The 20,907-nt window shown below is 58.3% G+C and carries 25 protein-coding genes; 12 read left to right on the forward strand and 13 right to left on the reverse strand.

What is annotated here, in order from left to right; all coding sequences use genetic code 11:
• The coding region (locus tag D8V06_RS07540) for a carbon starvation CstA family protein (RefSeq protein ID WP_130930724.1) at nt 1-1,705 on the reverse strand (1,705 nt) is incomplete at its 3' end.
• Between the two features lie 159 nt (nt 1,706-1,864).
• Between D8V06_RS07540 and D8V06_RS07545 the strand changes: the two genes are divergently transcribed.
• Complete coding sequence (locus tag D8V06_RS07545) at nt 1,865-2,233, forward strand: PilZ domain-containing protein (protein WP_056855687.1); 369 nt, start codon at nt 1,865-1,867, stop codon at nt 2,231-2,233.
• Nucleotides 2,234-2,279: 46 nt separating this feature from the next.
• Here D8V06_RS07545 and radA read toward each other — a convergent pair whose 3' ends face one another.
• The gene (gene radA, locus D8V06_RS07550; protein WP_056855688.1) at nt 2,280-3,647 is read right to left on the reverse strand and encodes a DNA repair protein RadA; all 1,368 of its coding nucleotides are present in this window, start codon (nt 3,645-3,647) and stop codon (nt 2,280-2,282) included.
• A 665-nt stretch (nt 3,648-4,312) separates the two neighbouring features.
• Between radA and mscL the strand changes: the two genes are divergently transcribed.
• The gene (mscL, locus tag D8V06_RS07555; protein WP_056855689.1) at nt 4,313-4,726 is read left to right on the forward strand and encodes a large-conductance mechanosensitive channel protein MscL; all 414 of its coding nucleotides are present in this window, start codon (nt 4,313-4,315) and stop codon (nt 4,724-4,726) included.
• 44 nt (nt 4,727-4,770) lie between these two features.
• Here mscL and D8V06_RS07560 read toward each other — a convergent pair whose 3' ends face one another.
• Nucleotides 4,771-5,547, reverse strand: a complete 777-nt coding sequence (locus D8V06_RS07560; protein WP_130905852.1) for a ferredoxin--NADP reductase — start codon at nt 5,545-5,547, stop codon at nt 4,771-4,773.
• A gap of 322 nt (nt 5,548-5,869) precedes the next feature.
• On the opposite strand from D8V06_RS07560, the gene D8V06_RS07565 reads away from it, so the two are divergent.
• Nucleotides 5,870-6,601, forward strand: coding sequence for an autoinducer binding domain-containing protein (locus tag D8V06_RS07565; protein ID WP_130905851.1), 732 nt, complete (start codon nt 5,870-5,872; stop codon nt 6,599-6,601).
• Between the two features lie 163 nt (nt 6,602-6,764).
• Complete coding sequence (locus D8V06_RS07570) at nt 6,765-7,889, forward strand: methyltransferase (protein ID WP_056855692.1); 1,125 nt, start codon at nt 6,765-6,767, stop codon at nt 7,887-7,889.
• Between the two features lie 26 nt (nt 7,890-7,915).
• On the opposite strand, the gene D8V06_RS07575 is transcribed toward D8V06_RS07570, so the two are convergent.
• The 3 genes from D8V06_RS07575 to D8V06_RS07585 form a co-directional block, all read right to left on the reverse strand.
• Nucleotides 7,916-8,083, reverse strand: a complete 168-nt coding sequence (locus tag D8V06_RS07575) for a DUF2474 domain-containing protein (RefSeq protein WP_081504875.1) — start codon at nt 8,081-8,083, stop codon at nt 7,916-7,918.
• An 86-nt stretch (nt 8,084-8,169) separates the two neighbouring features.
• Nucleotides 8,170-9,177, reverse strand: a complete 1,008-nt coding sequence (cydB, locus tag D8V06_RS07580; protein ID WP_130930725.1) for a cytochrome d ubiquinol oxidase subunit II — start codon at nt 9,175-9,177, stop codon at nt 8,170-8,172.
• Nucleotides 9,178-9,180: 3 nt separating this feature from the next.
• On the reverse strand, nt 9,181-10,617 hold the full coding sequence (locus D8V06_RS07585) for a cytochrome ubiquinol oxidase subunit I (RefSeq protein ID WP_056855694.1): 1,437 nt from the start codon (nt 10,615-10,617) through the stop codon (nt 9,181-9,183).
• A gap of 362 nt (nt 10,618-10,979) precedes the next feature.
• Between D8V06_RS07585 and D8V06_RS07590 the strand changes: the two genes are divergently transcribed.
• The 3 genes from D8V06_RS07590 (at nt 10,980) to D8V06_RS07600 (ending at nt 12,892) form a co-directional block, all read left to right on the forward strand.
• A complete protein-coding gene (locus tag D8V06_RS07590; protein ID WP_056855892.1) occupies nt 10,980-12,218 on the forward strand; it encodes an MFS transporter in 1,239 nt (412 codons plus the stop codon).
• An 85-nt stretch (nt 12,219-12,303) separates the two neighbouring features.
• Entirely contained in the window at nt 12,304-12,582 is a 279-nt protein-coding gene (locus tag D8V06_RS07595; protein WP_130930726.1) for a type II toxin-antitoxin system RelE/ParE family toxin, read from the forward strand.
• Nucleotides 12,583-12,595: 13 nt separating this feature from the next.
• On the forward strand, nt 12,596-12,892 hold the full coding sequence (locus D8V06_RS07600) for a HigA family addiction module antitoxin (protein ID WP_056855696.1): 297 nt from the start codon (nt 12,596-12,598) through the stop codon (nt 12,890-12,892).
• On the opposite strand, the gene D8V06_RS07605 is transcribed toward D8V06_RS07600, so the two are convergent.
• The 3 genes from D8V06_RS07605 to D8V06_RS07615 all read right to left on the reverse strand — a co-directional run bounded on the left by D8V06_RS07605 (nt 12,889) and on the right by D8V06_RS07615 (nt 14,145).
• Nucleotides 12,889-13,440 carry a DJ-1 family glyoxalase III gene (locus D8V06_RS07605; RefSeq protein ID WP_130930727.1) on the reverse strand — a complete coding sequence of 184 codons (552 nt, stop codon included), beginning with the start codon at nt 13,438-13,440 and terminating at the stop codon, nt 12,889-12,891. The genes D8V06_RS07600 and D8V06_RS07605 overlap by 4 nt on opposite strands.
• Nucleotides 13,441-13,507: 67 nt before the next feature.
• A complete protein-coding gene (locus tag D8V06_RS07610) occupies nt 13,508-13,957 on the reverse strand; it encodes a DUF4879 domain-containing protein (protein WP_056855698.1) in 450 nt (149 codons plus the stop codon).
• Complete coding sequence (locus D8V06_RS07615) at nt 13,954-14,145, reverse strand: hypothetical protein (protein ID WP_130905849.1); 192 nt, start codon at nt 14,143-14,145, stop codon at nt 13,954-13,956. Before D8V06_RS07615 ends, D8V06_RS07610 begins: the two co-directional genes overlap by 4 nt.
• A gap of 32 nt (nt 14,146-14,177) precedes the next feature.
• Between D8V06_RS07615 and D8V06_RS07620 the strand changes: the two genes are divergently transcribed.
• Together D8V06_RS07620 and trmA are read left to right on the forward strand one after the other, a co-directional pair.
• A complete protein-coding gene (locus tag D8V06_RS07620; RefSeq protein WP_056855699.1) occupies nt 14,178-15,473 on the forward strand; it encodes an NCS2 family permease in 1,296 nt (431 codons plus the stop codon).
• On the forward strand, nt 15,470-16,549 hold the full coding sequence (trmA, locus tag D8V06_RS07625) for a tRNA (uridine(54)-C5)-methyltransferase TrmA (RefSeq protein ID WP_130905848.1): 1,080 nt from the start codon (nt 15,470-15,472) through the stop codon (nt 16,547-16,549). The genes D8V06_RS07620 and trmA overlap by 4 nt, the downstream gene beginning before the upstream one ends.
• Before the next feature lie 52 nt (nt 16,550-16,601).
• Here the strand turns inward: trmA and D8V06_RS07630 are convergent, their stop codons facing one another.
• From D8V06_RS07630 to D8V06_RS07640, 3 genes are all read right to left on the reverse strand, one after another.
• The gene (locus D8V06_RS07630) at nt 16,602-17,048 is read right to left on the reverse strand and encodes a DUF2442 domain-containing protein (RefSeq protein WP_130908434.1); all 447 of its coding nucleotides are present in this window, start codon (nt 17,046-17,048) and stop codon (nt 16,602-16,604) included.
• On the reverse strand, nt 17,045-17,473 hold the full coding sequence (locus D8V06_RS07635) for a hypothetical protein (RefSeq protein WP_056855702.1): 429 nt from the start codon (nt 17,471-17,473) through the stop codon (nt 17,045-17,047). Before D8V06_RS07635 ends, D8V06_RS07630 begins: the two co-directional genes overlap by 4 nt.
• 213 nt (nt 17,474-17,686) lie before the next feature.
• On the reverse strand, nt 17,687-17,890 hold the full coding sequence (locus D8V06_RS07640) for a 4-oxalocrotonate tautomerase family protein (protein WP_056855703.1): 204 nt from the start codon (nt 17,888-17,890) through the stop codon (nt 17,687-17,689).
• 108 nt (nt 17,891-17,998) lie between these two features.
• On the opposite strand from D8V06_RS07640, the gene D8V06_RS07645 reads away from it, so the two are divergent.
• The 3 genes from D8V06_RS07645 to D8V06_RS07655 all read left to right on the forward strand — a co-directional run bounded on the left by D8V06_RS07645 (nt 17,999) and on the right by D8V06_RS07655 (nt 20,350).
• Nucleotides 17,999-18,910, forward strand: coding sequence for a LysR family transcriptional regulator (locus D8V06_RS07645; protein WP_056855704.1), 912 nt, complete (start codon nt 17,999-18,001; stop codon nt 18,908-18,910).
• Between the two features lie 139 nt (nt 18,911-19,049).
• A complete protein-coding gene (gene aroQ / locus D8V06_RS07650; protein WP_056855705.1) occupies nt 19,050-19,490 on the forward strand; it encodes a type II 3-dehydroquinate dehydratase in 441 nt (146 codons plus the stop codon).
• Between the two features lie 5 nt (nt 19,491-19,495).
• Nucleotides 19,496-20,350: a shikimate dehydrogenase gene (locus tag D8V06_RS07655; protein WP_130930728.1), complete on the forward strand. Its 855-nt coding sequence runs from the start codon at nt 19,496-19,498 to the stop codon at nt 20,348-20,350.
• Nucleotides 20,351-20,386: 36 nt separating this feature from the next.
• Here D8V06_RS07655 and D8V06_RS07660 read toward each other — a convergent pair.
• A partial coding sequence (locus D8V06_RS07660) for a TetR/AcrR family transcriptional regulator (protein WP_130930729.1) occupies nt 20,387-20,907 on the reverse strand: 521 nt, incomplete at its 5' end.

The following is a 20,907-nucleotide window of genomic DNA, read 5'->3' on the forward strand; positions in this document are numbered from 1 at the left end:
TCAGCACCACGGTGCCGAGCATCAGCGCGATACCGGCCAGCATCTGGTTGGAGATACCGAACAGCGGCCACAAGGTGTTGATGCCACCCAATGGGTCGATCACGCCCTGATACAACAACCAGCCCCACATCGCCACACAACCGGCAGTGGCGATCAGGTTGGCAGTCCAGGATTCGGTGCGCTTCAGCGCCGGCACGAACGAGCCGAGCAAGTCCTGCAGCATGAAACGACCGGCACGGGTACCAGCGTCTACCGCCGTGAGGATGAACAGCGCCTCGAACAGGATCGCGAAGTGGTACCAGAACGCCATGGTGTTTTCGCCCGGGAGCACGCTGTGCAGGATCTGCGCGATACCGACGGCCAGGGTTGGTGCACCGCCGGCACGGGCCAGGATGGTGGTTTCACCGATGTCATGGGCCACCGCTTGCAGCGCTTCGGGAGTAATTGCAAAGCCCCAGTTGCTGACCGCCGTCGCCACGGACACGACATCACTGCCAACCACAGCCGCCGGGCTGTTCATGGCGAAGTACACCCCTGGCTCGATCACCGAAGCGGCGACCATCGCCATGATTGCCACGAACGACTCCATCAACATGCCGCCATAACCGATGTAACGGGCATTGACTTCGTTATCGAGTAGTTTCGGCGTGGTGCCGGAAGCAATCAGCGAGTGGAAACCCGATACCGCGCCACAGGCGATGGTAATGAACAGGAACGGGAACAGGCCGCCCTTCCACACCGGTCCAGTGCCATCGACGAACTGGGTCAGCGCCGGCATTTTCAGCTCTGGCATGGTCACCAGAATACCGATGGCCAGGGCAACGATGGTGCCGATTTTGAGGAAGGTCGACAGGTAGTCACGCGGCGCCAGGATCAGCCACACCGGCAACACTGCCGCGACGAAACCGTAGCCGATCAGCATCCAGGTAATTTGCACGCCAGTGAAGGTAAAGGCCTTGGCCCACACCGGGTCAGCGGCGATTTCTCCTCCAAGCCAGATCGAACCCAGCAGCAACAGCACGCCGATGACCGAGATCTCACCGATGCGGCCCGGGCGGATGTAGCGCATGTAAATGCCCATGAACATCGCGATCGGGATGGTCGCCATCACCGTGAAAATACCCCACGGGCTTTCGGCCAGGGCCTTGACCACGATCAGCGCCAGCACCGCGAGGATGATGATCATGATCAGGAAGCAGCCGAACAGCGCGATGGTGCCGGGGATGCGGCCCATTTCTTCACGGACCATGTCACCCAGCGAACGACCGTTGCGGCGGGTGGACATGAACAGGACCATGAAGTCCTGAACGGCACCGGCCAGCACCACGCCGGCGATCAGCCACAGCGTGCCAGGCAGATAGCCCATCTGCGCCGCCAGCACCGGACCGACCAGCGGTCCCGCGCCAGCAATGGCCGCAAAGTGGTGACCGAAAAGGATGTGTTTGTTGGTCGGCACATAGTCCAGACCATCATTGTTGAGTACGGCGGGGGTGGCCCGTCGCGGGTCGAGTTGCATCACATTGTTGGCGATAAACAGACTGTAGTAGCGGTACGCGACCAGATAGATGGCCACAGCAGCGACCACAATCCACAAGGCATTGATTGCCTCACCTCGGCGCAATGCCACTACACCCAGAGCGCACGCCCCTACGATTGCCAGCACCAGCCAGGGTAAATGGCGTAGCAGGCTATTATTATTTTTCATTTTATTATTCCAGCCAGAGTGGACAAGAAAGACAGCCACGTCGAGTTTAGCTCTCCTGACGGCAAAGACCATAGCCAACATTGGTCTAGAGCCCTTGTCCTGGCTGGCAGGTTTCAACGATGCGGGTCTATAGTCAGCGAACATCAAGAGGATTGCGCCATGAGCGAACACCCCGCCGACCGCCGTCGCTTCAAACGCATCGCCTTCGATGCCAGGACTGAGCTGAGCCAAGGCGAGTACATCTGGCCGGTAAAGCTGATCGACCTGTCGCTCAAAGGGCTATTGATCGAACGCCCTGAACCTTGGCTGGGTGATGCGACGCAGGACTTTTTCGTCGACATTCATCTGAGCGATGACATCGATATCGAGATGGATGTGCAGCTGGCCCATGAAGAAAACGGCCAGTTAGGGTTTGTCTGCCGGCACATCAGCCTGGAATCCATTGAGCGCCTGCGGCGACTGATTGAGCTGAACCTCGCAGACGAGGCTGAGCTTGAACGAGAGCTGGGTGCCCTGATTACGCCATGACAGCACCCCGTGAGAGCGGGCAAGCCCGCCCTCTCAGAATCAAAGACTATTCAAACAGTGCGTCGAGCGCCTGCTCCAGGCGGGTGACGGCAATGATCTGCAACCCCGCTGGCGCTTCCTTCGGCGCATTGCCCTTGGGCACGATTGCCCGCTTGAACCCGTGCTTGGCAGCCTCTTTCAAGCGCTCCTGACCGCTGGGCACCGGTCGCACTTCGCCGGACAGGCCGACCTCGCCGAATACCAGCAAATCGTGAGGCAGCGGCCGGTTGCGCAAACTGGACATGACTGCCGCCATCAACGCCAGGTCAGAGGCGGTTTCCAACACTTTCACGCCGCCGACGACGTTGAGGAACACATCCTGGTCATGGGTCGGAATGCCGCCATGTCGGTGCAACACCGCCAGCAACATCGCCAAACGATTTTGGTCCAGGCCCAGGGTAACGCGCCGCGGATTGGCCAAATGGCTGTCATCCACCAGCGCCTGAACTTCTACCAGCATCGGCCGGGTGCCTTCCCACGTCGCCATGACCACACTGCCTGGCACTTCTTCCTGAGCTCGAGTCAGAAAAATCGCCGATGGGTTGGAGACTTCTTTCAAGCCCTTGTCCGTCATGCCGAACACACCCAGTTCGTTGACCGCACCGAATCGGTTTTTCACCGCTCGCAACAAGCGCAGACGGCCATCGGACTCGCCTTCGAAATACAACACGGTATCGACCATGTGCTCCAGCACACGCGGGCCGGCCAGAGCTCCTTCCTTGGTGACATGGCCCACCAGGAAAATCGCCGTGCCGCTCTGCTTGGCATAACGCACCAGCAGGGCCGCGCTTTCACGCACCTGGGACACACCGCCCGGCGCGGATTGCAACTGCTCGGTGAAAATCGTCTGGATCGAGTCGATCACCATAACCTTGGGCTTCTCGAGGCGCGCCGTGGCGATGATGGTTTCGATGCAGGTTTCGGTCATGACCCGCAATTGATCCTGGGGCAAGCCAAGACGACGGGCACGCATGGCCACTTGCTGCTGGGATTCTTCCCCCGTGACGTACAGGGCCGGCATGCTTTTGGCGAGGTTGCACAGGGTTTGCAGGAGGATGGTCGATTTGCCGATGCCCGGATCACCGCCGATCAACACCACCGAACCGTCGACGAGGCCGCCGCCCAACACCCGGTCCAGTTCACTGGAGGCGGTGGAAAAGCGCGGGATCTCCTCGACGCTGACTTCGGCCAGGGTTTTGATCTGCGCCTGCTGACCGGTCCAGCCCGTGCGTCCGCTGGGTGCCGCCGCCCCGCCGCTTTCCACCATGGTTTCAGTCAGCGTATTCCAGGCACCACACTCGCCACACTGGCCGGCCCATTTCGGGAAGGTTGAGCCGCACTCGGTGCAGCCGTACATGCGCTTGGCCTTGGCCATCTGAACTCCCGGCAAAAATCGCGATGATAGCTCAGGTGGCGGCGATCAGTGCGATGCTGTTGTCGGAATGAATCAGCGATCGTATCTGACTGTTCCGAGAGTGAGGGGGGCAGGCAAATATCATCACTTACATTAAATAAAGCTGTGAACGGTACACACACTTCCAATCCAAACGCCTTTAACAACCTGTACAAACTATCCGAAATAAATACCAGCCCCCCTAATCAACCGTCATTAAAACTTGTACAACACTTAACCGCTTTAAATCTGAGCGTACAATTTTCAACAAAAATGCAATCAAAAACCCCCATCAATAACCACACACTTATAACGGATAAGTTTTTACATCAAGCCTTCGAAACTCCGAGCGGATTGATCCAACCAAACCGTCAGTCCTTTATTGTTATGAAGTGTAAAACGATCATCAGAATAGCGGCTGATATTGATTCGCCACCAACCTTTTGTTCACACTGATTACTGCATCATCAGTCCACAAAGCCTGATCCAGAAAGCTCAAGCCATCCGGTGGCAGGCAAGGCTCGCTAAAACTTTTCGCCGTCGGTCCGGTCGATTGCAGGCGAGCATCGTAAGCAGTTGTTTCGGGCAGGAAGCATTTGGCTGATTTACACTGCGTTCACCAACTCATCTGTAACAAGGAAATACCTATGGGCGTGCTTAACGAGTTCAAGGCCTTCGCGGTCAAAGGCAATGTGATCGACATGGCCGTCGGTATCATTATCGGCGCCGCTTTCGGCAAGATTGTGTCGTCGTTCGTCGGTGATGTGATCATGCCTCCCATCGGGCTGCTGATCGGCGGGGTGGACTTCAGTGACCTGGCCATTACGCTCAAGGCCGCGCAGGGCGACGTCCCGGCGGTGGTGTTGGCGTACGGCAAATTCATTCAGACACTGATCGACTTCATCATTGTCGCTTTCGCGATCTTCATGGGCGTCAAGGCCATCAACCGTCTCAAACGCGAAGAAGCTGTTGCCCCGACCCTGCCGCCGGTTCCGACCAAGGAAGAAGAGTTGCTGGGTGAGATTCGCGACCTGCTCAAGGCGCAGAACAGACAGCCCTGAGTATCCGCAAACAAAAACGGCGCCCCCCGAGGCACCGTTTTTTTTTACCAGAAATTCTCCACCGCCACCTGCCCGGGGCGGCGGCTGAGGCTTAAATGCATATCGCGCTGTTTGAGCAATTTGCGTGTGTCATCGATCATTTGCGGGTTACCGCAGAGCATGACCCGCGAATGCTCAGGCGTCAGCGCCACCCCGGCTGCGCGTTCCAATTCGCCGTTTTCGATCAGCGTGGTAATGCGGCCGTTGAGCGCGGCTGGGTGCAACTCGCGCGTGACAGTGTTGATGAGCTGCAGTTTGTGTGCAAACTCCTCCAGATACTCGCGTTGGGCCAGCCCCGCGATCAGCTCCTGATACGCCAGCTCGCGGGATTCGCGCACGCTATAGACCAGGATGATGCGTTCGAATTTCTCCCAGACTTCAAAGTCCTGCAGGATCGACAGAAACGGCGCAATTCCAGTCCCCGTGGATAACAGCCACAGATCACGCCCATCGACAAATCGGTCGAGGGTCAGGTAACCGAAGGCCTGACGGTCGACCAGCAACGTGTCGCCTACCCCCAGTCGACTCAGTTCGCTGGTGAACTCGCCTCCCGGAACGACGATGGAAAAGAACTCCAGAAACTCGTCATGGGGCGATGACACCATGGAATAGGCTCGCCAGACTGTGCTGCCATCGGCCTTGGTCACGCCCAGTCGGGCGAACTGGCCTGCACGAAAACGAAACCCGGCGTCCCTTGTCGACCGAAGCGTGAACAGGTTCGGGGTCAATGGCTGGACGTCGAGCAAGGTCTGGCGGGTAAATTTTTCTTCACTGGCTGTCATTGGGACGCTCCATTCAACAGACGCTCCCAGTGTCGCGCAAATAGACCGGCAGAAACACCGATGGTTTGTGGTGCCTTTAAGGTGAAAACAACTTGTTCAATTGAATTCAGTTCGCCCAGCACAACTAACTGCTCGGTTAATTGATGATATTAAAATCAACATACTTAAACGTCAGTCGCGTTATAGAACCAGACACATGTTTAAAACTGGTTTAGCCAAGCAAAAAAATCTCAACACGATGTAAGAATCATCCTACACTTCCACTCGCGCCGATCGCTTGGATCCAAAGCGCCCACACGCGAGTTCATACATGGAGCCGATAATGGAACGGTGGAAGGAGCTACAACTCATTCAGTTATCCAACACAACGGATATGGATAGCGCCTATCGGGTTGCGTTGAGTTTCGCAAAAAATATCGGGTACAAATTTTGTGCTTTTTCAGCAAGTTGCTTACCGGTGAATGATCAATTTCAACCTGTGCAATTGAACAATTACTCTAAGCAATGGAACAGTGAATATGAACACACAAAGTTCAGTTTGATTGATCCGGTAATAGCACATTGCAATCAATCCACGCTGCCCATCCTGTGGACCGAGGAACTCTTCCATGACGTGCCATGGATATGGGACACCATGGAGCAACAGGGAATGCAGCATGGTTGGTCACAAGCCGTTCATAACGAGGACAGTGGCTTGTGCTCTATCTTGAGTCTTGCCAGAAGTCATTGCCCGATCAGTGCGTGGGAGCTGTACGAAAACCTCGGTTTCTCGGTATTCATCGGCAATCATTTACACAAACTAATGCTGGAGGCGATGCCCAAAGCTGCCAAGAGGCCCCAAACCCCGCATCTGACGCCACGGGAAGTCGACGTGCTGAAATTGGCGGCCGATGGCAAGACAGCCTACGAAAGCGCGAGGATTCTCAACCTCAGTGCACGGACGATCAACTTCCATGTACAGGAAGCCATCCGCAAACTCGGGGTCAATAACAAAATTTCGGCCGTGATTGCCGCTGTCAAGGAAGGCTATCTGACTGGCGACGCGATTCGCTGAAGCGAAAACCTGCGAGTAATCGGATACAAAAAACCGTACCATTCGCGGTCCCTCCCGAGTGTTTTGCCGTGTGATTTTTCCACAACGCAGGCCACTCGGCCGGCCCGCCGCCAAGTTGCCCAAGGGCCGCGGGATACCCGTTGATTACCCAGAGCCCCGCCCCATGCCTTTGCTCGAAACACCTTTTGCCAGCCTTGACCTGATTCGTCAGCCCGAACAGCAGAATGAACCGCTGCAAGCCTTCGATGCAGCCGACGAATACCTGCTCAACCATCTGGCTGAGCAGCAGCCCTCGATCGATACACGGGTGCTGGTGTTGAACGATAGTTTCGGCGCGTTGGCAGCCAGTCTGGCGGGCAAGGTCAACGTGGTCAGCAGCGGTGATTCGTTCCTGGCTTTGCAAGGGTTGGAAAAGAATCTGGCCCGCAATGGTCAGGCATTTGACGCAGTGCCACATGTGCCGGCCAGTGAAATCGTTGCAGGGCCATTCGACCGGGTGTTGATCCGGGTACCGAAGACACTGGCATTGCTGGAGGAGCAGTTGATCCGCCTGCAGGGCCAACTCGCGCCCGGTGCCCAAGTGATCGCCGCAGCCATGATCAAACACCTGCCGCGTGCGGCCGGCGACTTGCTCGAACGCTACATTGGCCCTGTGCAAGCTTCGTTGGCGGTTAAAAAAGCCCGGCTACTGATTGCCACTGCTCAAGCAATGGCACCTGCAACATCGCCCTACCCGACGCGCTATCGGCTTGACGAACCGGCCATTGAATTGCTCAACCACGCGAACGTGTTCTGTCGCGAAGGGCTGGACATCGGCACGCGGGCATTTCTGCCGCACTTGCCGAAGAATCTCGGTACGGCGCGCGTGGCCGACCTCGGTTGCGGAAACGGTGTGCTGGCGATTGCCAGTGCTCTGCAAAACCCTGACGCCCATTACACCTTGGTGGACGAGTCGTTCATGGCGGTGCAATCGGCTGCCGAGAACTGGCAGGCAGCATTGGGCGAGCGCGATGTCATCGTGCGTGCCGGCGACGGGTTGGCCGGACAGGAACCTCAGTCGCTGGACGTGGTGCTGTGTAATCCGCCGTTTCACCAGCAACAAGTGGTGGGCGACTTCCTCGCCTGGCGAATGTTCCAGCAAGCCCGGGAGGCGCTGGTCGTCGGGGGGGCGCTGTACATTGTCGGCAATCGTCACCTGGGTTATCACAGCAAACTTGCGCGTCTGTTCCGAGGTGTGGAGCAAGTGGCGGCCACGCCGAAGTTCGTGATCCTCAAGGCGCGCAAGTAACCCCAAAAAGCTTCCGGGTGCGGATGTCAGTGAGTGCTCAGACCGGCGGCGTTCATGAACATCCGCATCAGGCTGGCGACGATGAACAGCGCACCGACGCTGCCGGCCCAGATCATGGCCAACCAGCCGAGCCGCTGCCACAGCGGTTTTTTTTCGGCTTCTTCGATGTCGTGCAGGGAATGTTTGCCGGACATGATTCAATTTCTCCAGTAAGGGTGGATGGCGTCTGTGATGACGCCATCGCGAGCAGGCTCGCTCTTACAATTTTTCGCACTGCGCCCTAGTGATAACCATCTTCATGGGTGACCTTGCCGCGGAACACGTAGTAGCTCCAGAAGGTGTAACCCAGGATAAACGGAATGATGAACAGCGTACCCACCAGCATGAAGCCCTGGCTCTGCGGTGGTGCAGCGGCGTCCCAGATCGAGATCGACGGCGGTACGATGTTCGGCCACAGACTGATGCCCAAGCCGCTGTAACCGAGAAAGATCAGCACCAGCGTCAGCAGGAACGGCGTGTAGTGCGCATTGCGCGCCACCGCGCGAATCAGGCCGTACAAGGTCACCAGCACCAGGATCGGCACCGGCAGGAACCAGAACAGGTTCGGCAGGGTGAACCAGCGGGCTGCGATCTCGGCATGGGCCAGCGGCGTCCAGATACTGACGATACCGATTACCGCCAACAACACGAACGCCAAGGGCCGCGCCAGGTCATGCATCTGTTCCTGCAATTTCCCTTCGGTCTTCATGATCAGCCAGGTGCAACCGAGCAATGCATAAGCCACCACCAACGCTGCGCCGCAGAACAGGGTGAACGGTGTCAGCCAGTCCAGTGAGCCACCGGCGAATTGCCGATTGACCACTGGCAAGCCATCGATGAACGCCCCCAATGCCACGCCCTGGAAAAACGTCGCGGCAATCGAACCGCCGATGAAGGCCTTGTCCCACAAGTGACGTTTGTCGTCCTTGGCCTTGAAGCGGAACTCGAACGCCACGCCGCGGAAAATCAACCCGACCAGCATGAAGATCAGCGGCAGATACAACGCCGAGAGCACCACCGAATAGGCCAGCGGGAAGGCGCCGAACAACGCCGCACCGCCCAGCACCAGCCAGGTTTCGTTGCCGTCCCAGACGGGCGCGACGGTGTTCATCATCACGTCACGGTCGGCCTTGCCGGGAATGAACGGGAAAAGAATGCCGATCCCCAGATCGAAGCCATCCATGACCACGTACATCATGATGCCGAAGATGATGATCACGGCCCAGATCAGCGGAAGATCAATACCCATGATTCAAATCTCCTTGGTCACGGTGCGGTCGGCATCGGAATGCTCATCGTCGGCTGCGGACAGCGGCCGCGCCGGGGTGCGTTTCTGGCCAGGACCACCGTCGTTGGTTTCCTTGCCTTCATCGATCTTCGGCCCTTTGCGCACCAGGCGCATCATGTAGCCCAGGCCCGCGCCAAACAGCGCGAAATACACCACGACGAACAGGATCAGGGTGATGCTCATCTGCATGAAGCTGTGATTGGAGGACGCGTCCGCCGTGCGCATCAGCCCGTAGACCACCCACGGCTGGCGTCCGATTTCAGTAGTGAACCAACCGGCGAGGATTGCGATCAGCCCGGACGGCCCCATCCACAACGCCAGGTACAGGAACGGTCGCGAGGTATAGAGTTTGTCGCGCTTGCGCAGCCACAGGCTCCACAAACCGGTGAAGATCATAAGCATGCCCAGGCCAACCATGATCCGGAACGACCAGAACACGATGGTCGAATTCGGCCGGTCTTCAGGCGGGAAATCCTTGAGCGCCGGCACTTGTTTATCCAGCGAGTGGGTCAGGATCAAGCTGCCCAGGTACGGGATCTCGACTGCAAACTTGGTCCTCTCTTCTTTCATGTCCGGCCAGCCGAACAGAATCAGCGGCGTTGCCTCGTCGCCTTTGTTTTCCCAGTGGCCTTCGATCGCGGCAATTTTCGCGGGCTGATGTTCCAGCGTGTTGAGGCCGTGGAAATCGCCAATGACCGCCTGGATCGGCGCCACGATCAGCGCCATCCACATCGCCATCGAAAGCATGGTACGGATCGCCGGGTTGTCCTTGCCGCGCAGCAAATGCCAGGCCGCCGAAGAGCCGACGAAGAACGCCGTGGCAACGAAGGCCGCCGTCGCCATGTGCATCAGGCGATAAGGGAACGAAGGGTTGAAGATCACCGCCAGCCAGTCGGTTGGAATCACCTGGCCGTTGATGATTTCAAAGCCCTGCGGTGTTTGCATCCAGCTGTTGGACGCAAGAATCCAGAACGTCGAAATCAGTGTGCCGATGGCGACCATGACCGTCGAGAAGAAGTGCAAGCCGCGCCCGACCTTGTTCCAGCCGAACAGCATGACCCCGAGGAACCCGGCTTCCAGAAAGAACGCCGTGAGCACTTCGTACGTCAGCAACGGTCCGGTGACCGACCCGGCGAAATCCGAAAAACGGCTCCAGTTGGTGCCGAACTGATAAGCCATCACCAGCCCGGAGACCACCCCCATGCCGAAGTTGACCGCAAAGATCTTCGACCAGAAATGGTAGAGGTCCCGATAGGTGTCGTTGTTGGTTTTGAGCCACAAGCCTTCGAGTACAGCCAGGTAACTCGCCAGGCCAATGGTGATGGCCGGAAAAAGGATGTGAAACGAAATGGTGAACGCGAACTGAATTCGGGCGAGATCAAGTGCCTCTAAACCGAACATAAGTCTTCCTCTGTCAGGTATTACGGCTGCTGGCTGGAAGCCTGCATCCACGGGTCCCACGGGTATGGAGTGCGGCGAATTCAAATTCGTTCTTTTTTTTACAGGCATCGCAACGCAGGGATTCTGGCCAATCAATTCCCTTCGCAGGGCGTTGATCTGGATCAAGCAACGTTGAAAGAGTAGTCCCAATTTCGGCGATGAACTGCGTGGCCGTTTGCCGCGTGACAAGTTGCCTCATGGCGTTCGAGATCGGCTGCCTCAGCAAAATCGATGTCTGGCTAATGAAATTTTCAGGCGTGGCAACTTCCTGTTACAGGTTGGTGATAACCTCGCCCTTCCCCTATTCCAAGATTTGCCCGCAGATGCCCAGCCAAGCGCCCTTGCTGTTACGTCACCATCGCCCTTTCCTCGCGTTCTGGCTGGCCCGGGTGTTTACCGCCAGCGGTTTCCAAATGCTTACCGTGGCCATCGGCTGGAACCTGTACCAGTTGACCGGCAACGTGCTCGATCTGGGACTGGTGGGGCTGGTGGAATTCGCACCTCGCGTACTGTTCATGCTGCACACCGGGCATGTCGCAGACCGCTACGACCGACGCAAAGTCGCCGCCATCTGCCAATCGCTCCAGGCGCTGATCGCCCTGTCGCTGGCCATTGGCAGCGCGACGGATCATGTCACCCGGGAGATGATCTTCATCCTCGCCTTCCTGCTGGGAGCCGCCCGCTCCTTTGAGATGCCGACCACCCAGGCCCTGCTCCCGAGCATTGTGCCCAGCGCCTTGTTTCCCCGGGCGGTAGCCGCCGCGCAATCGGCCCAGCAATCGGCAACCATCGTCGCCCCGGCCCTCGGCGGTCTGCTCTATGCCTTTGGCAGCGTGTGGGTGTATGGCCCGACGGTGGTCCTGTACATCATCGCTTGCGCATTGATGCTCAATTTGCCCGCTCGGCAAACACCGCTGAACAAGGGTAAGGCGACGCTGGATTCGTTGCTGGCGGGGATCCGCTTCATTCGCAGTCGCCCGGATATCCTCGGGGCCATTTCCCTGGACCTGTTCGCTGTGCTGCTGGGCGGTGCGACAGCGCTGTTGCCGGTGTTCGCCAAGGACATTCTGCTGACCGGCCCGTGGGGCCTGGGCCTGCTGCGCTCAGCTCCGGCGGTGGGTGCGCTGCTGATGTCGCTGTTCCTGGCGCGATTTGCCGTGGAGCGCAACGTCGGGCGGGTGATGTTTACAGCCGTGGGCGTATTTGGCGTGGCAACCATTGCCTTCGGCCTGTCGACCTCGTTCTGGTTTTCCCTCGCCGTGCTGGTGGTATTGGGCGCGGCCGACATGATCAGCATGGTGATCCGCGCCTCGTTCGTTCAACTGGAAACCCCGGACGAAATGCGCGGCCGGGTCAGTGCGGTGAACGGGCTGTTCATCGGGGCCTCAAACCAGTTGGGCGAATTCGAGTCGGGCCTGACCGCCCATTGGTTCGGTACGGTTCCGGCGGTGGTCATGGGGGGAATAGGCACGCTGCTGGTCACCGGGACCTGGATCAAACTATTCCCGACCCTGGCCAATCGTGACCGCATGCATGTGCCAAAGGAAGAGGTGAAAGTCTGAAGCAGTCATCCATCACAGTTTTGCCGACCATGTGCAATACATAGATACCGCATAAAGTGTAATGTATCGCCTTACACTTTTTTCCATGATCAAATCCTTCCAGCACAAAGGCCTTCGTGTCTTCTATGAAACGGGTTCGACTCGCGGAATTCGAGCCGATCATGCAAAGCGTCTGGCTCGCATCCTGCAGTTCATGGATCGCGCCATGGTCCCTGACGACCTCAACCTACCGGGATGGCGATTGCATCCGCTGAAGGAAGGATTGGCCGAGTACTGGTCCCTGAGTGTCTCAGGGAACTGGCGAGTCGTTTTTCGATTTATCGGCACAGATATCGAACTGGTCCATTATCTGGATTACCACTGACAGGAGGCAGGACATGCCCATGCACAACCCGCCGCACCCTGGTGAAACACTTTTGATGGATGTATTGCCCGAGTTGGGAATCAGCGTCGCGCAGTTAGCCCGGCACCTCGGGTTCGCACGCCCACATTTGTCGCGAGTATTGCATGGGCATGCGCCGATCAGTCCGGACCTCGCTGTACGCCTGGAGCGGGCGGGGATTGGTAAGGCGCGGACATGGCTAGGGGTTCAGACCGACTACGATCTCTGGCAGGCTGAGCATCGTGAGCAACCGCTCATCAAACCCATCGGCATTCACGCTGATGCTGTCTAAACCAGCAACTCCCCCGCCACAGCCGTTCGCGTGGCTTTGCCGCAAAGCTGTTCCAACAGTGTCAGAGCAAACGCCAACGCTGCGCCCGAACCTTGGGCGGTGATGCAATTGCCGTCGACCACCACCGGTTGATCGACGAAATTGCAACCTGACAGTTGATGGCTGACGGAGGGCAGGCACGTCATGCGCCGCTGACGCAGCACTCCGAAAGTTTGCAGGGCAACCGCGGGCGCTTCGGCGATACCCGCAAATAGCCGACCGGCCGTCGCCTGGTCCTTGATCAACTGTTGCAGTGGCTGATGACCAGCCAGGTGTTGCGTGCCCACGGCACCGCCTGGCAGCACGATCAGATCGAAAGGCTGGGCGAGCAAATCCACCAGCATGGCATCAGCGGTCAGGCGTGTACCGCGCGCGCAGGTCAGCATGCGCCGGCCTTCGATGCTGGCTACCACCACTTCCACCTTGGCGCGGCGCAGTACATCGATCAGGGTGACGGTCTGCAGGTCATCGGTGCCCTCGGCGAGGGTAATCAAGGCTCGAAAGGTCATGGGAACAATCCACAGGAGGGTTCTTAAAGCGTAGTCAGCTTTCCCTACCCTTGTTCGAGGCTTGCCGTTACTTGATGTAAAGCTGTGTCGACATCGTGTTGCCCGGCGCGTTGATCGACGTGTTGCTGTACGTAAAGGTACCTTCCTGCTTGCCCGCCAGGCTGAAGATGTACAAATTGCCAACGATTTTCGTGCGTTGCGAACAATCCGTCAGGTTGCCGTTTTCATAGGCGCAGACTGGCGTGCGGGTGCCATTCACCTCGAAGCCATCCAGAGCAGCATGGGGCTGGCTGCGACCGTAGCCCACTTCCAGCACGTAGATCCTGATGTTCGGGCCACTGTGATTGCAGCGGGTCTGGATCTGTCCCTGCTCAATGGTTTCAAAACCACATTGAGGCGACTCGACCTTGAGCACCTTCACTTCGGTCAACGGCGGTGCCGAGGCCGCCGAGGCGCTTTGTGCCGCCAACAGCAACGCCATCCCGATAGCGGACAAGATCGACAGACACTTTTTCATCCAATAGCCACCCCAATAAACCAGCGCGCAGTATGGCTGGTTTGGGTGAAACGCAAAACATCGACGACGATCACCGCCATAAGCAGCCATAACGCTGTGCTACTGGTATGATGCGCGGCTTTTTCCGACCCACAGAAAAATCCCAGGCGCTTGCAGCGGTCTGTGCTTTGCTGTTGAAGTCGATACATTCACGGCGCCGGGCGCGCCACGGGGAGCAGGCATGCTGGAAAGGCTGTTTCAACTCAAGGCACATAACACCAACGTACGCACCGAGATCCTGGCGGGCGTTACGACCTTCCTGGCCATGGCCTACATTCTGTTCGTCAACCCGAGCATTCTCGGCGAGACCGGCATGGACAAGGGCGCGGTGTTCGTCGCGACTTGCCTGGCTGCCGCCATCGGCTCGACGACCATGGGCCTGATCGCCAACTACCCGATCGCCCTTGCACCGGGCATGGGTCTGAACGCCTTCTTCACCTACACCGTGGTCCTGCACATGGGCCACACATGGCAAGTGGCGCTGGGCGCGGTGTTCATCTCGGCGGTGTGCTTCTTCCTGCTGTCGATCTTCCGTATCCGGGAATGGATCATCAACAGCATCCCGCTGCCGCTGCGCTCGGCGATTGCCGCCGGTATCGGCCTGTTCCTGGCGTTGATCGCCCTGCACAACGCCGGCATCGTGGTCAGCAACCCGGCGACCATGGTCGGCCTCGGTGACCTCAAGCAACCGGCTCCGATCCTCGCCACCATCGGCTTCGCCCTGATCGTCGCCCTTGAGGCGCTTGCCGTGCGTGGCGCAGTGCTGATCGGCATTCTGGTGGTGACCATCGTTTCCATCGTCATGGGCTTCACCCCGTTCGGCGGCGTGATGTCGATGCCTCCGTCGCTTGCTCCGACCTTCCTGCAACTGGACATCAAGGGCGCGCTGGACATCGGTCTGGTCAGCGTGATTTTCGCCTTCCTGTTCGTCGACCTCTTCGACAACTCCGGCACCCTGATCGGCGTCGCCAAGCGCGCCGGCCTGATGGGCAAAGACGGCCACATGCCGAAAATGGGCCGTGCGCTGATCGCCGACAGTACGGCCGCGATGGCCGGCTCGCTGCTGGGCACCTCGACCACCACCAGCTACATCGAATCCGCCGCGGGCGTGAGTGCCGGTGGCCGCACTGGCCTGACCGCCATCGTCGTGGCCATCCTGTTCCTGCTGGCGCTGTTCTTCTCGCCGCTGGCTGCCAGCGTTCCGGCATTCGCCACCGCACCGGCCCTGCTGTTCGTCGCCGTGCTGATGACTTCCGGCCTGGCCGAAATAGACTGGGACGACATTACCGTCGCCGCGCCAGTGGTGATCACCGCGCTAGCCATGCCGTTCACTTATTCCATCGCCAATGGCATCGCCTTCGGTTTCATTGCCTGGACCGCCATCAAGCTGATGTCCGGTCGCGGCCGCGAGCTGAACCCGGCGCTGGTGATCCTGTCGATTCTGTTCGTGATCAAGCTGGGTTGGTTCAACGCATGACTTTTGATTCCCAGGCCTACGCCGTTCAGCTCGAAGACAAGGTCACGCGCTTGCGTGACCTGCTGGCCCCGTTCGATGCGCCACAGCCGAGCGTTTTCGACTCGCCGCTGCAGAACTTCCGTCTGCGTGCCGAATTCCGCCTGTGGCGTGAAGCCGGTGAGCGTCACTACGCGATGTTTTCCCAGGAAGACAAACGCACGCCGATCCTGATCGAAGAATTCCCGATTGCCAGCCTGCGCATCAACCAGTTGATGCCGCAGCTCAAGGCTGCGTGGCAGGCCAGTGCGGCACTGAGCCACAAGCTGTTCCAGGTGGAGTTCCTGACCACCCTGGCCGGCGATGCGATGATCACCCTGTGCTATCACCGTCCACTGGACGAACACTGGCATGCAGCGGCTTCGAAGCTCGCGGCCGACCTGAACGTCAGCATCATCGGTCGCTCCAAGGGCAAGCGTGAAGTCATCGGCCACGATTACGTGGTCGAGAAGCTGGAAGTCGGCGGCCGCACGTTCAGCTATCGCCAGCCTGAAGGCGCGTTCACTCAGCCCAACGGCACGGTGAACCAGAAGATGCTCAACTGGGCATACGATGCGCTGGGCGATCGCCCGGACGATTTGCTCGAGCTGTATTGCGGCAATGGCAATTTCACCCTGCCGCTCGCGACCCGCGTACGCAAAGTGCTGGCCACCGAAATCAGCAAGACTTCAGTGAACGCTGCTTTGAGCAATCTCAGCGAAAACGCTGTGGATAACGTCACTCTGGTGCGACTGTCCGCCGAAGAGCTGACCGAAGCCCTCAACGAAGTGCGGCCGTTCCGCCGCCTGCACGGCATCGACCTCAAGAGCTACGAATTCGGCAGTGTGTTCGTCGACCCGCCCCGCGCCGGCATGGACCCGGACACCTGCGAGCTGACCCGGCGCTTCGACAACATCCTCTACATCTCCTGCAACCCGCAAACCCTGGCGGCCAACATCGCCCAACTGCACGATACGCATCGCATCACCCAATGCGCGATGTTCGACCAGTTCCCGTGGACCCATCACATGGAATCCGGAGTGTTGTTGACCCGGCGGTGAGTGCTGCTGTGATACAAAACAGCCGTCAGTACGACGGCTTTTTTGTGCGTGCTCAATCGGTGGCATCTGCCTTGCGCGGACGCCCGCCCTTACGGCCATTCGCCCGCGCAGCCTCGGCTTTGGCGGCGCTGCTCTGGCGGCCATTCCGCGAGGCAATGACCGAGGCGGCCATGTCCATCAACGGCTTGCTTGCGCTAATCATTCCGGCGATGGAAACGTGTAGATCCTTGCCTTCATGGCAGAGAGCAGTCCCGGAAAAGCCGACTTTCAGATCCGCGAAATCCTCGACGTCAAACTCATCGAATTCCGGATAGTGCTGTACGGGTAACAGCACGCCACTTCCATCTATGAAACTGACCGCCAGACAAGGTTCTACATAAGTCACCGAAGTCGCCCGCAAACCGTTTTTGTGGCGCACTTGCCCACGCTGGATGGCTTCATCCAGCACCGCATCGGTTACGGACCGATCAGCCAGCGTTCCTGCCCGTATCGTTTTCATAGCTGAATCTCCACGCCCTCTGGAACGCCAATCAGCGCCAGCAGGGTCTTATTCGTCTCAGGCTCGTAGCAAGCCGAGCCAATCATCCCTGTCGTACTCGCGATCCTTTTTACCAACACGACTTCGCTGGTTTGCCAGTCCCAGATCTGATGATCGAGGCACACCGTGTGCAACTTTTCCCACCAGATACACCGAGCGCGGCGCATATGAGCGGGTTGTTCGAGCGCATGACGCAAGCCTTCCAGTACCGACACCGGTGGCCTGCGTGAATGAGGATTCACGTCCCACAGCTCGACACTGTTGTGCCAGAAGCTGAATTTGAAGCGCGCACTCCAGGTTCCTGCATCCACATGTGCATGCGGTGGGCAATGTTCATCGCGCAACATGATCACCATTGACAACCCTTTGTAGCTGAACAATCTCATGCTAACCCATCCGTTAGGTTAATGAATCCAAAGACTCGACTTTCCCTGAAAATCCGACCGCTGGCGCTGAGCATCGAATTGGCAATGCATCTCAGAGACTAGTGCGCAGATCCACTTCAGACTTGATGGGTAGAGCTGGAGAATCGTAAGCATTCCTTTCCATGCACCCACAAAAGCCGCCTTGATGACGGCTTGTTTTGTAAGCGAGATCAATCAGCCTGGCTGCTTACGTTGTTCGGTCACCGTGAGTCCGGCATGCCCCCAATTATCGGTGTCGACTTCCTCGATGACGATGTGAGTCCATTCTGGAGGCTTGCCGAGAACCCGCTGCAGGGTTTCGGTGATTTCCGCGATAACCTGGGCTTTTTGCTCCGAGGTAACGCCCTCACGGGTGATACGCACGCTGACGAAAGGCATGGCGCTGCTCCTGATCGTTGATTAACGAAGGCTTATCACTTTATTTGTACAATCGAGCCTGCTAAACAGTTTGCAAAATACTTTATCTGATCCCCGGTGTAACCAATCATGCAGCGACAATTCGACGATCTACAGTTGGGCAGCATCGAGCTGTTTTGTCTGGCCGCCGAGGCCGGCAGCTTCACGGCTGCGGCGCTGGTGGCGGGCGTCACGCCGGCTGCGGTGAGCCGCTCGGTGTCGCGCATGGAAGAGCGTCTGGCCGTGCGACTGTTTGCGCGCACCACCCGCAGCGTCAAACTGACCGACAGCGGCCGACGCTACTACGAGGAATGCCGACAGGCACTGGCCCAGTTGGTAGAAGCCCAGCGCGAAGTCATGGGCCAACAGCAAGTGCCGTCCGGCACGCTGCGTATCAGCATCCCGACCACTTACGCCCACCATCGGATCCTGCCGCTGATGCCGGCCTTTCGTGCGCGTTTTCCGGCGGTGAAGGTCGAGTCGCACATCAGCAATCGCAATATCGACTTCGTTGGCGAGGGCTACGACCTGGCCATTCGAGTGCGGGCGATTCCGGATTCCGGTTTGATCGCCCGGCCGTTAGAGGACGCCGAGCTGGTGATGATTGCCAGCCCCGAGTACCTCAAGCACGCCGGCACGCCCCAAACCCTCGACGATTTGCAGCAGCACGAATGCATCCAATACGAACTGCCCAGCAGTGGTCGGCGCATTGCCTGGCTGTTCAATGACAACGGTGATCAACGCGAGATTCTGGCGGAGGGCAATTTCGTTTGCTCCGATGATGTACTGGGCGGCGTGACCCTGGCAAAACATGGCGCCGGTCTGTTCCAGACCTATCGCTTCATCGTCGAAAAAGAATTGGCCGAAGGCTCCTTGGTAGAAGTGCTCAAGCCATACGGAGGACGCTCGCGACCGTTTACGTTGCTGTATCCGCAAAGCCGACATGTGCCACTGCGGTTACGGGCGTTTATCGACTTTCTGGTAGAGCATTTGCCCCGCTGATCGCGAAAGCGTCCGATCACCGCACACATTAAGCCAGGGAGCTGTCGCTTCAATTGACCGAATTAACCATCTAGTACAATTTATCTCCACAGGTCGAAACCTACGGCCAAAGCCAAAAATAATAAGTGGAGATATTTTGATGGCCCCCATCATTCTGGTGCTCAACGGCCCGAATCTGAACCTGCTCGGCACTCGCGAACCGGCCACCTACGGCCACGAAACCCTGGCTGATATTTCTGCTTTGTGCGGCCGTGCCGGCGAAGAGTTCGGCCTGAAGGTGGAGTTTCGCCAGACCAACCATGAAGGCGAATTGCTCGACTGGATTCACGCCGCCCGCGGCCGCTGCGCCGGGATCGTGATCAACCCGGCTGCCTGGACTCACACGTCGGTAGCGATTCGCGACGCGTTGGTCGCCAGCGAATTGCCGGTGATTGAAGTCCACCTGTCCAACGTCCACGCCCGTGAAGCCTTCCGCCACCATTCCTTTGTGTCAGCCATTGCCACGGCAGTGATGGCGGGTTTTGGCAGCCATGGCTATCGCCTGGCGCTTGAACACTTCAGCCAACGTTTGAAAGGGTGAGCATCGTGAGCCAGAACAAAGCGGTATTGGCCGGACTGATCGGCGCCGGCATCCAGGCTTCGCGCACCCCGACATTGCACGAGCATGAAGGCGATGCCCAAGGCTTGCGTTATCTCTATCGCCTGATCGACCTCGATCAGTTGCAACTCGACAGCAATGCCCTGCCCGACCTGTTGCTGGCCGCTGAACGGATGAATTTCACCGGGCTGAATATTACGTTCCCGTGCAAGCAGGCAATCATCCCGCTGCTCGACGAATTGTCGCCGGAAGCCCGCGGCATCGGCGCGGTAAACACTGTGGTGCTCAAGGATGGCAAACGCATCGGCCACAACACCGATTGCCTGGGTTTTGCCGAGGGATTTCGCCGAGGCTTGCAAGGTGTAGCCGTCGAGCGCGTGGTGCAGATGGGCGCCGGTGGTGCGGGTGCGGCGGTGGCCCACGCGCTATTGAGTGAAGGCGTACAACAGCTGAGTATTTTCGATGTGGAAATCAGCCGCGCCCAGAGCCTGGCTGACAATCTCAATCAACATTTTGGCAGCGGTCGCGCAGTGGCCGGTCATGACCTGGCGCTGGCTCTGGGCGAGGCCAACGGCCTGGTGAATACCACGCCGATGGGCATGAAAAAGCTGCCGGGGATGCCGGTGCCGGTGGAGTTGCTGCGTGCTGAATTGTGGGTGGCGGAAATTGTGTATTTCCCATTGGAAACCGAACTGCTGCGCAACGCCCGCGCGCTGGGTTGCCGGACACTCGATGGCGGCAACATGGCAGTGTTCCAGGCGGTGAAGGCATTTGAGTTGTTCAGCGGCGTGGTGCCGGATGCGCAGCGAATGCTGGCGCATTTTCAGAGCATGAATGGTTGATCGGATCTGGCGAGGGGGTTAGCCCCCTCGCCCGCATCAGGCCTGCAGATACCGCAGGACCGACTCGCAGATCATCTCGCGATGGCGCTGCTTGATGCGTTCATCCGGCAGGTCTATCTGAAAGATCTCGCCAAAGGTATGACGGTTCGACACGCGATAGAAGCAGAACGAACTGATCAGCAAATGCACATCCAACGGATCAAGCCCCGTGCGGAACAGCCCTTGCTCGGCGCCGCGACGCAGAATCTCGCCCAGTGAATCGAGGATGGTGTTGTTCATCGCCTTGATGGCATCGGAGCGCTTCACATACTCGGCGTTGTGAATGTTCTCGATACTGACAATGCGCACGAAATCGACGTTGTGATCATGGTGATCGAAGGTGAATTCCACCAGGCGTCGAATCGCCTCTACCGGCGCCAGCTCAGTCAGGTGCAGGCGGTTTTCGGTGTTGCGGATATCGCCGTAGAGCTTTTCCAGCACTTCGACGTAGAGCTGTTCCTTACTGCCGAAGTAGTAATAGATCATGCGCTTGGAGGTGTGGATGCGCTCGGCGATCG

Source organism: Pseudomonas sp. Sample_24, assembly GCF_004307605.1.
Classification (GTDB): domain Bacteria; phylum Pseudomonadota; class Gammaproteobacteria; order Pseudomonadales; family Pseudomonadaceae; genus Aquipseudomonas.

Coding starts and splice junctions, on each gene's coding strand:
- D8V06_RS07545 (WP_056855687.1), top strand. CDS start 1,865: ATGAGCGAACACCCCGCCGACCGCCGTCGCTTCAAACGCATCGCCTTC.
- radA (WP_056855688.1), bottom strand. CDS start 3,647: ATGGCCAAGGCCAAGCGCATGTACGGCTGCACCGAGTGCGGCTCAACC.
- mscL (WP_056855689.1), top strand. CDS start 4,313: ATGGGCGTGCTTAACGAGTTCAAGGCCTTCGCGGTCAAAGGCAATGTG.
- D8V06_RS07560 (WP_130905852.1), bottom strand. CDS start 5,547: ATGACAGCCAGTGAAGAAAAATTTACCCGCCAGACCTTGCTCGACGTC.
- D8V06_RS07565 (WP_130905851.1), top strand. CDS start 5,870: ATGGAACGGTGGAAGGAGCTACAACTCATTCAGTTATCCAACACAACG.
- D8V06_RS07570 (WP_056855692.1), top strand. CDS start 6,765: ATGCCTTTGCTCGAAACACCTTTTGCCAGCCTTGACCTGATTCGTCAG.
- D8V06_RS07575 (WP_081504875.1), bottom strand. CDS start 8,083: ATGTCCGGCAAACATTCCCTGCACGACATCGAAGAAGCCGAAAAAAAA.
- cydB (WP_130930725.1), bottom strand. CDS start 9,177: ATGGGTATTGATCTTCCGCTGATCTGGGCCGTGATCATCATCTTCGGC.
- D8V06_RS07585 (WP_056855694.1), bottom strand. CDS start 10,617: ATGTTCGGTTTAGAGGCACTTGATCTCGCCCGAATTCAGTTCGCGTTC.
- D8V06_RS07590 (WP_056855892.1), top strand. CDS start 10,980: ATGCCCAGCCAAGCGCCCTTGCTGTTACGTCACCATCGCCCTTTCCTC.
- D8V06_RS07595 (WP_130930726.1), top strand. CDS start 12,304: ATGATCAAATCCTTCCAGCACAAAGGCCTTCGTGTCTTCTATGAAACG.
- D8V06_RS07600 (WP_056855696.1), top strand. CDS start 12,596: ATGCCCATGCACAACCCGCCGCACCCTGGTGAAACACTTTTGATGGAT.
- D8V06_RS07605 (WP_130930727.1), bottom strand. CDS start 13,440: ATGACCTTTCGAGCCTTGATTACCCTCGCCGAGGGCACCGATGACCTG.
- D8V06_RS07610 (WP_056855698.1), bottom strand. CDS start 13,957: ATGAAAAAGTGTCTGTCGATCTTGTCCGCTATCGGGATGGCGTTGCTG.
- D8V06_RS07615 (WP_130905849.1), bottom strand. CDS start 14,145: ATGTATCGACTTCAACAGCAAAGCACAGACCGCTGCAAGCGCCTGGGA.
- D8V06_RS07620 (WP_056855699.1), top strand. CDS start 14,178: ATGCTGGAAAGGCTGTTTCAACTCAAGGCACATAACACCAACGTACGC.
- trmA (WP_130905848.1), top strand. CDS start 15,470: ATGACTTTTGATTCCCAGGCCTACGCCGTTCAGCTCGAAGACAAGGTC.
- D8V06_RS07630 (WP_130908434.1), bottom strand. CDS start 17,048: ATGAAAACGATACGGGCAGGAACGCTGGCTGATCGGTCCGTAACCGAT.
- D8V06_RS07635 (WP_056855702.1), bottom strand. CDS start 17,473: ATGAGATTGTTCAGCTACAAAGGGTTGTCAATGGTGATCATGTTGCGC.
- D8V06_RS07640 (WP_056855703.1), bottom strand. CDS start 17,890: ATGCCTTTCGTCAGCGTGCGTATCACCCGTGAGGGCGTTACCTCGGAG.
- D8V06_RS07645 (WP_056855704.1), top strand. CDS start 17,999: ATGCAGCGACAATTCGACGATCTACAGTTGGGCAGCATCGAGCTGTTT.
- aroQ (WP_056855705.1), top strand. CDS start 19,050: ATGGCCCCCATCATTCTGGTGCTCAACGGCCCGAATCTGAACCTGCTC.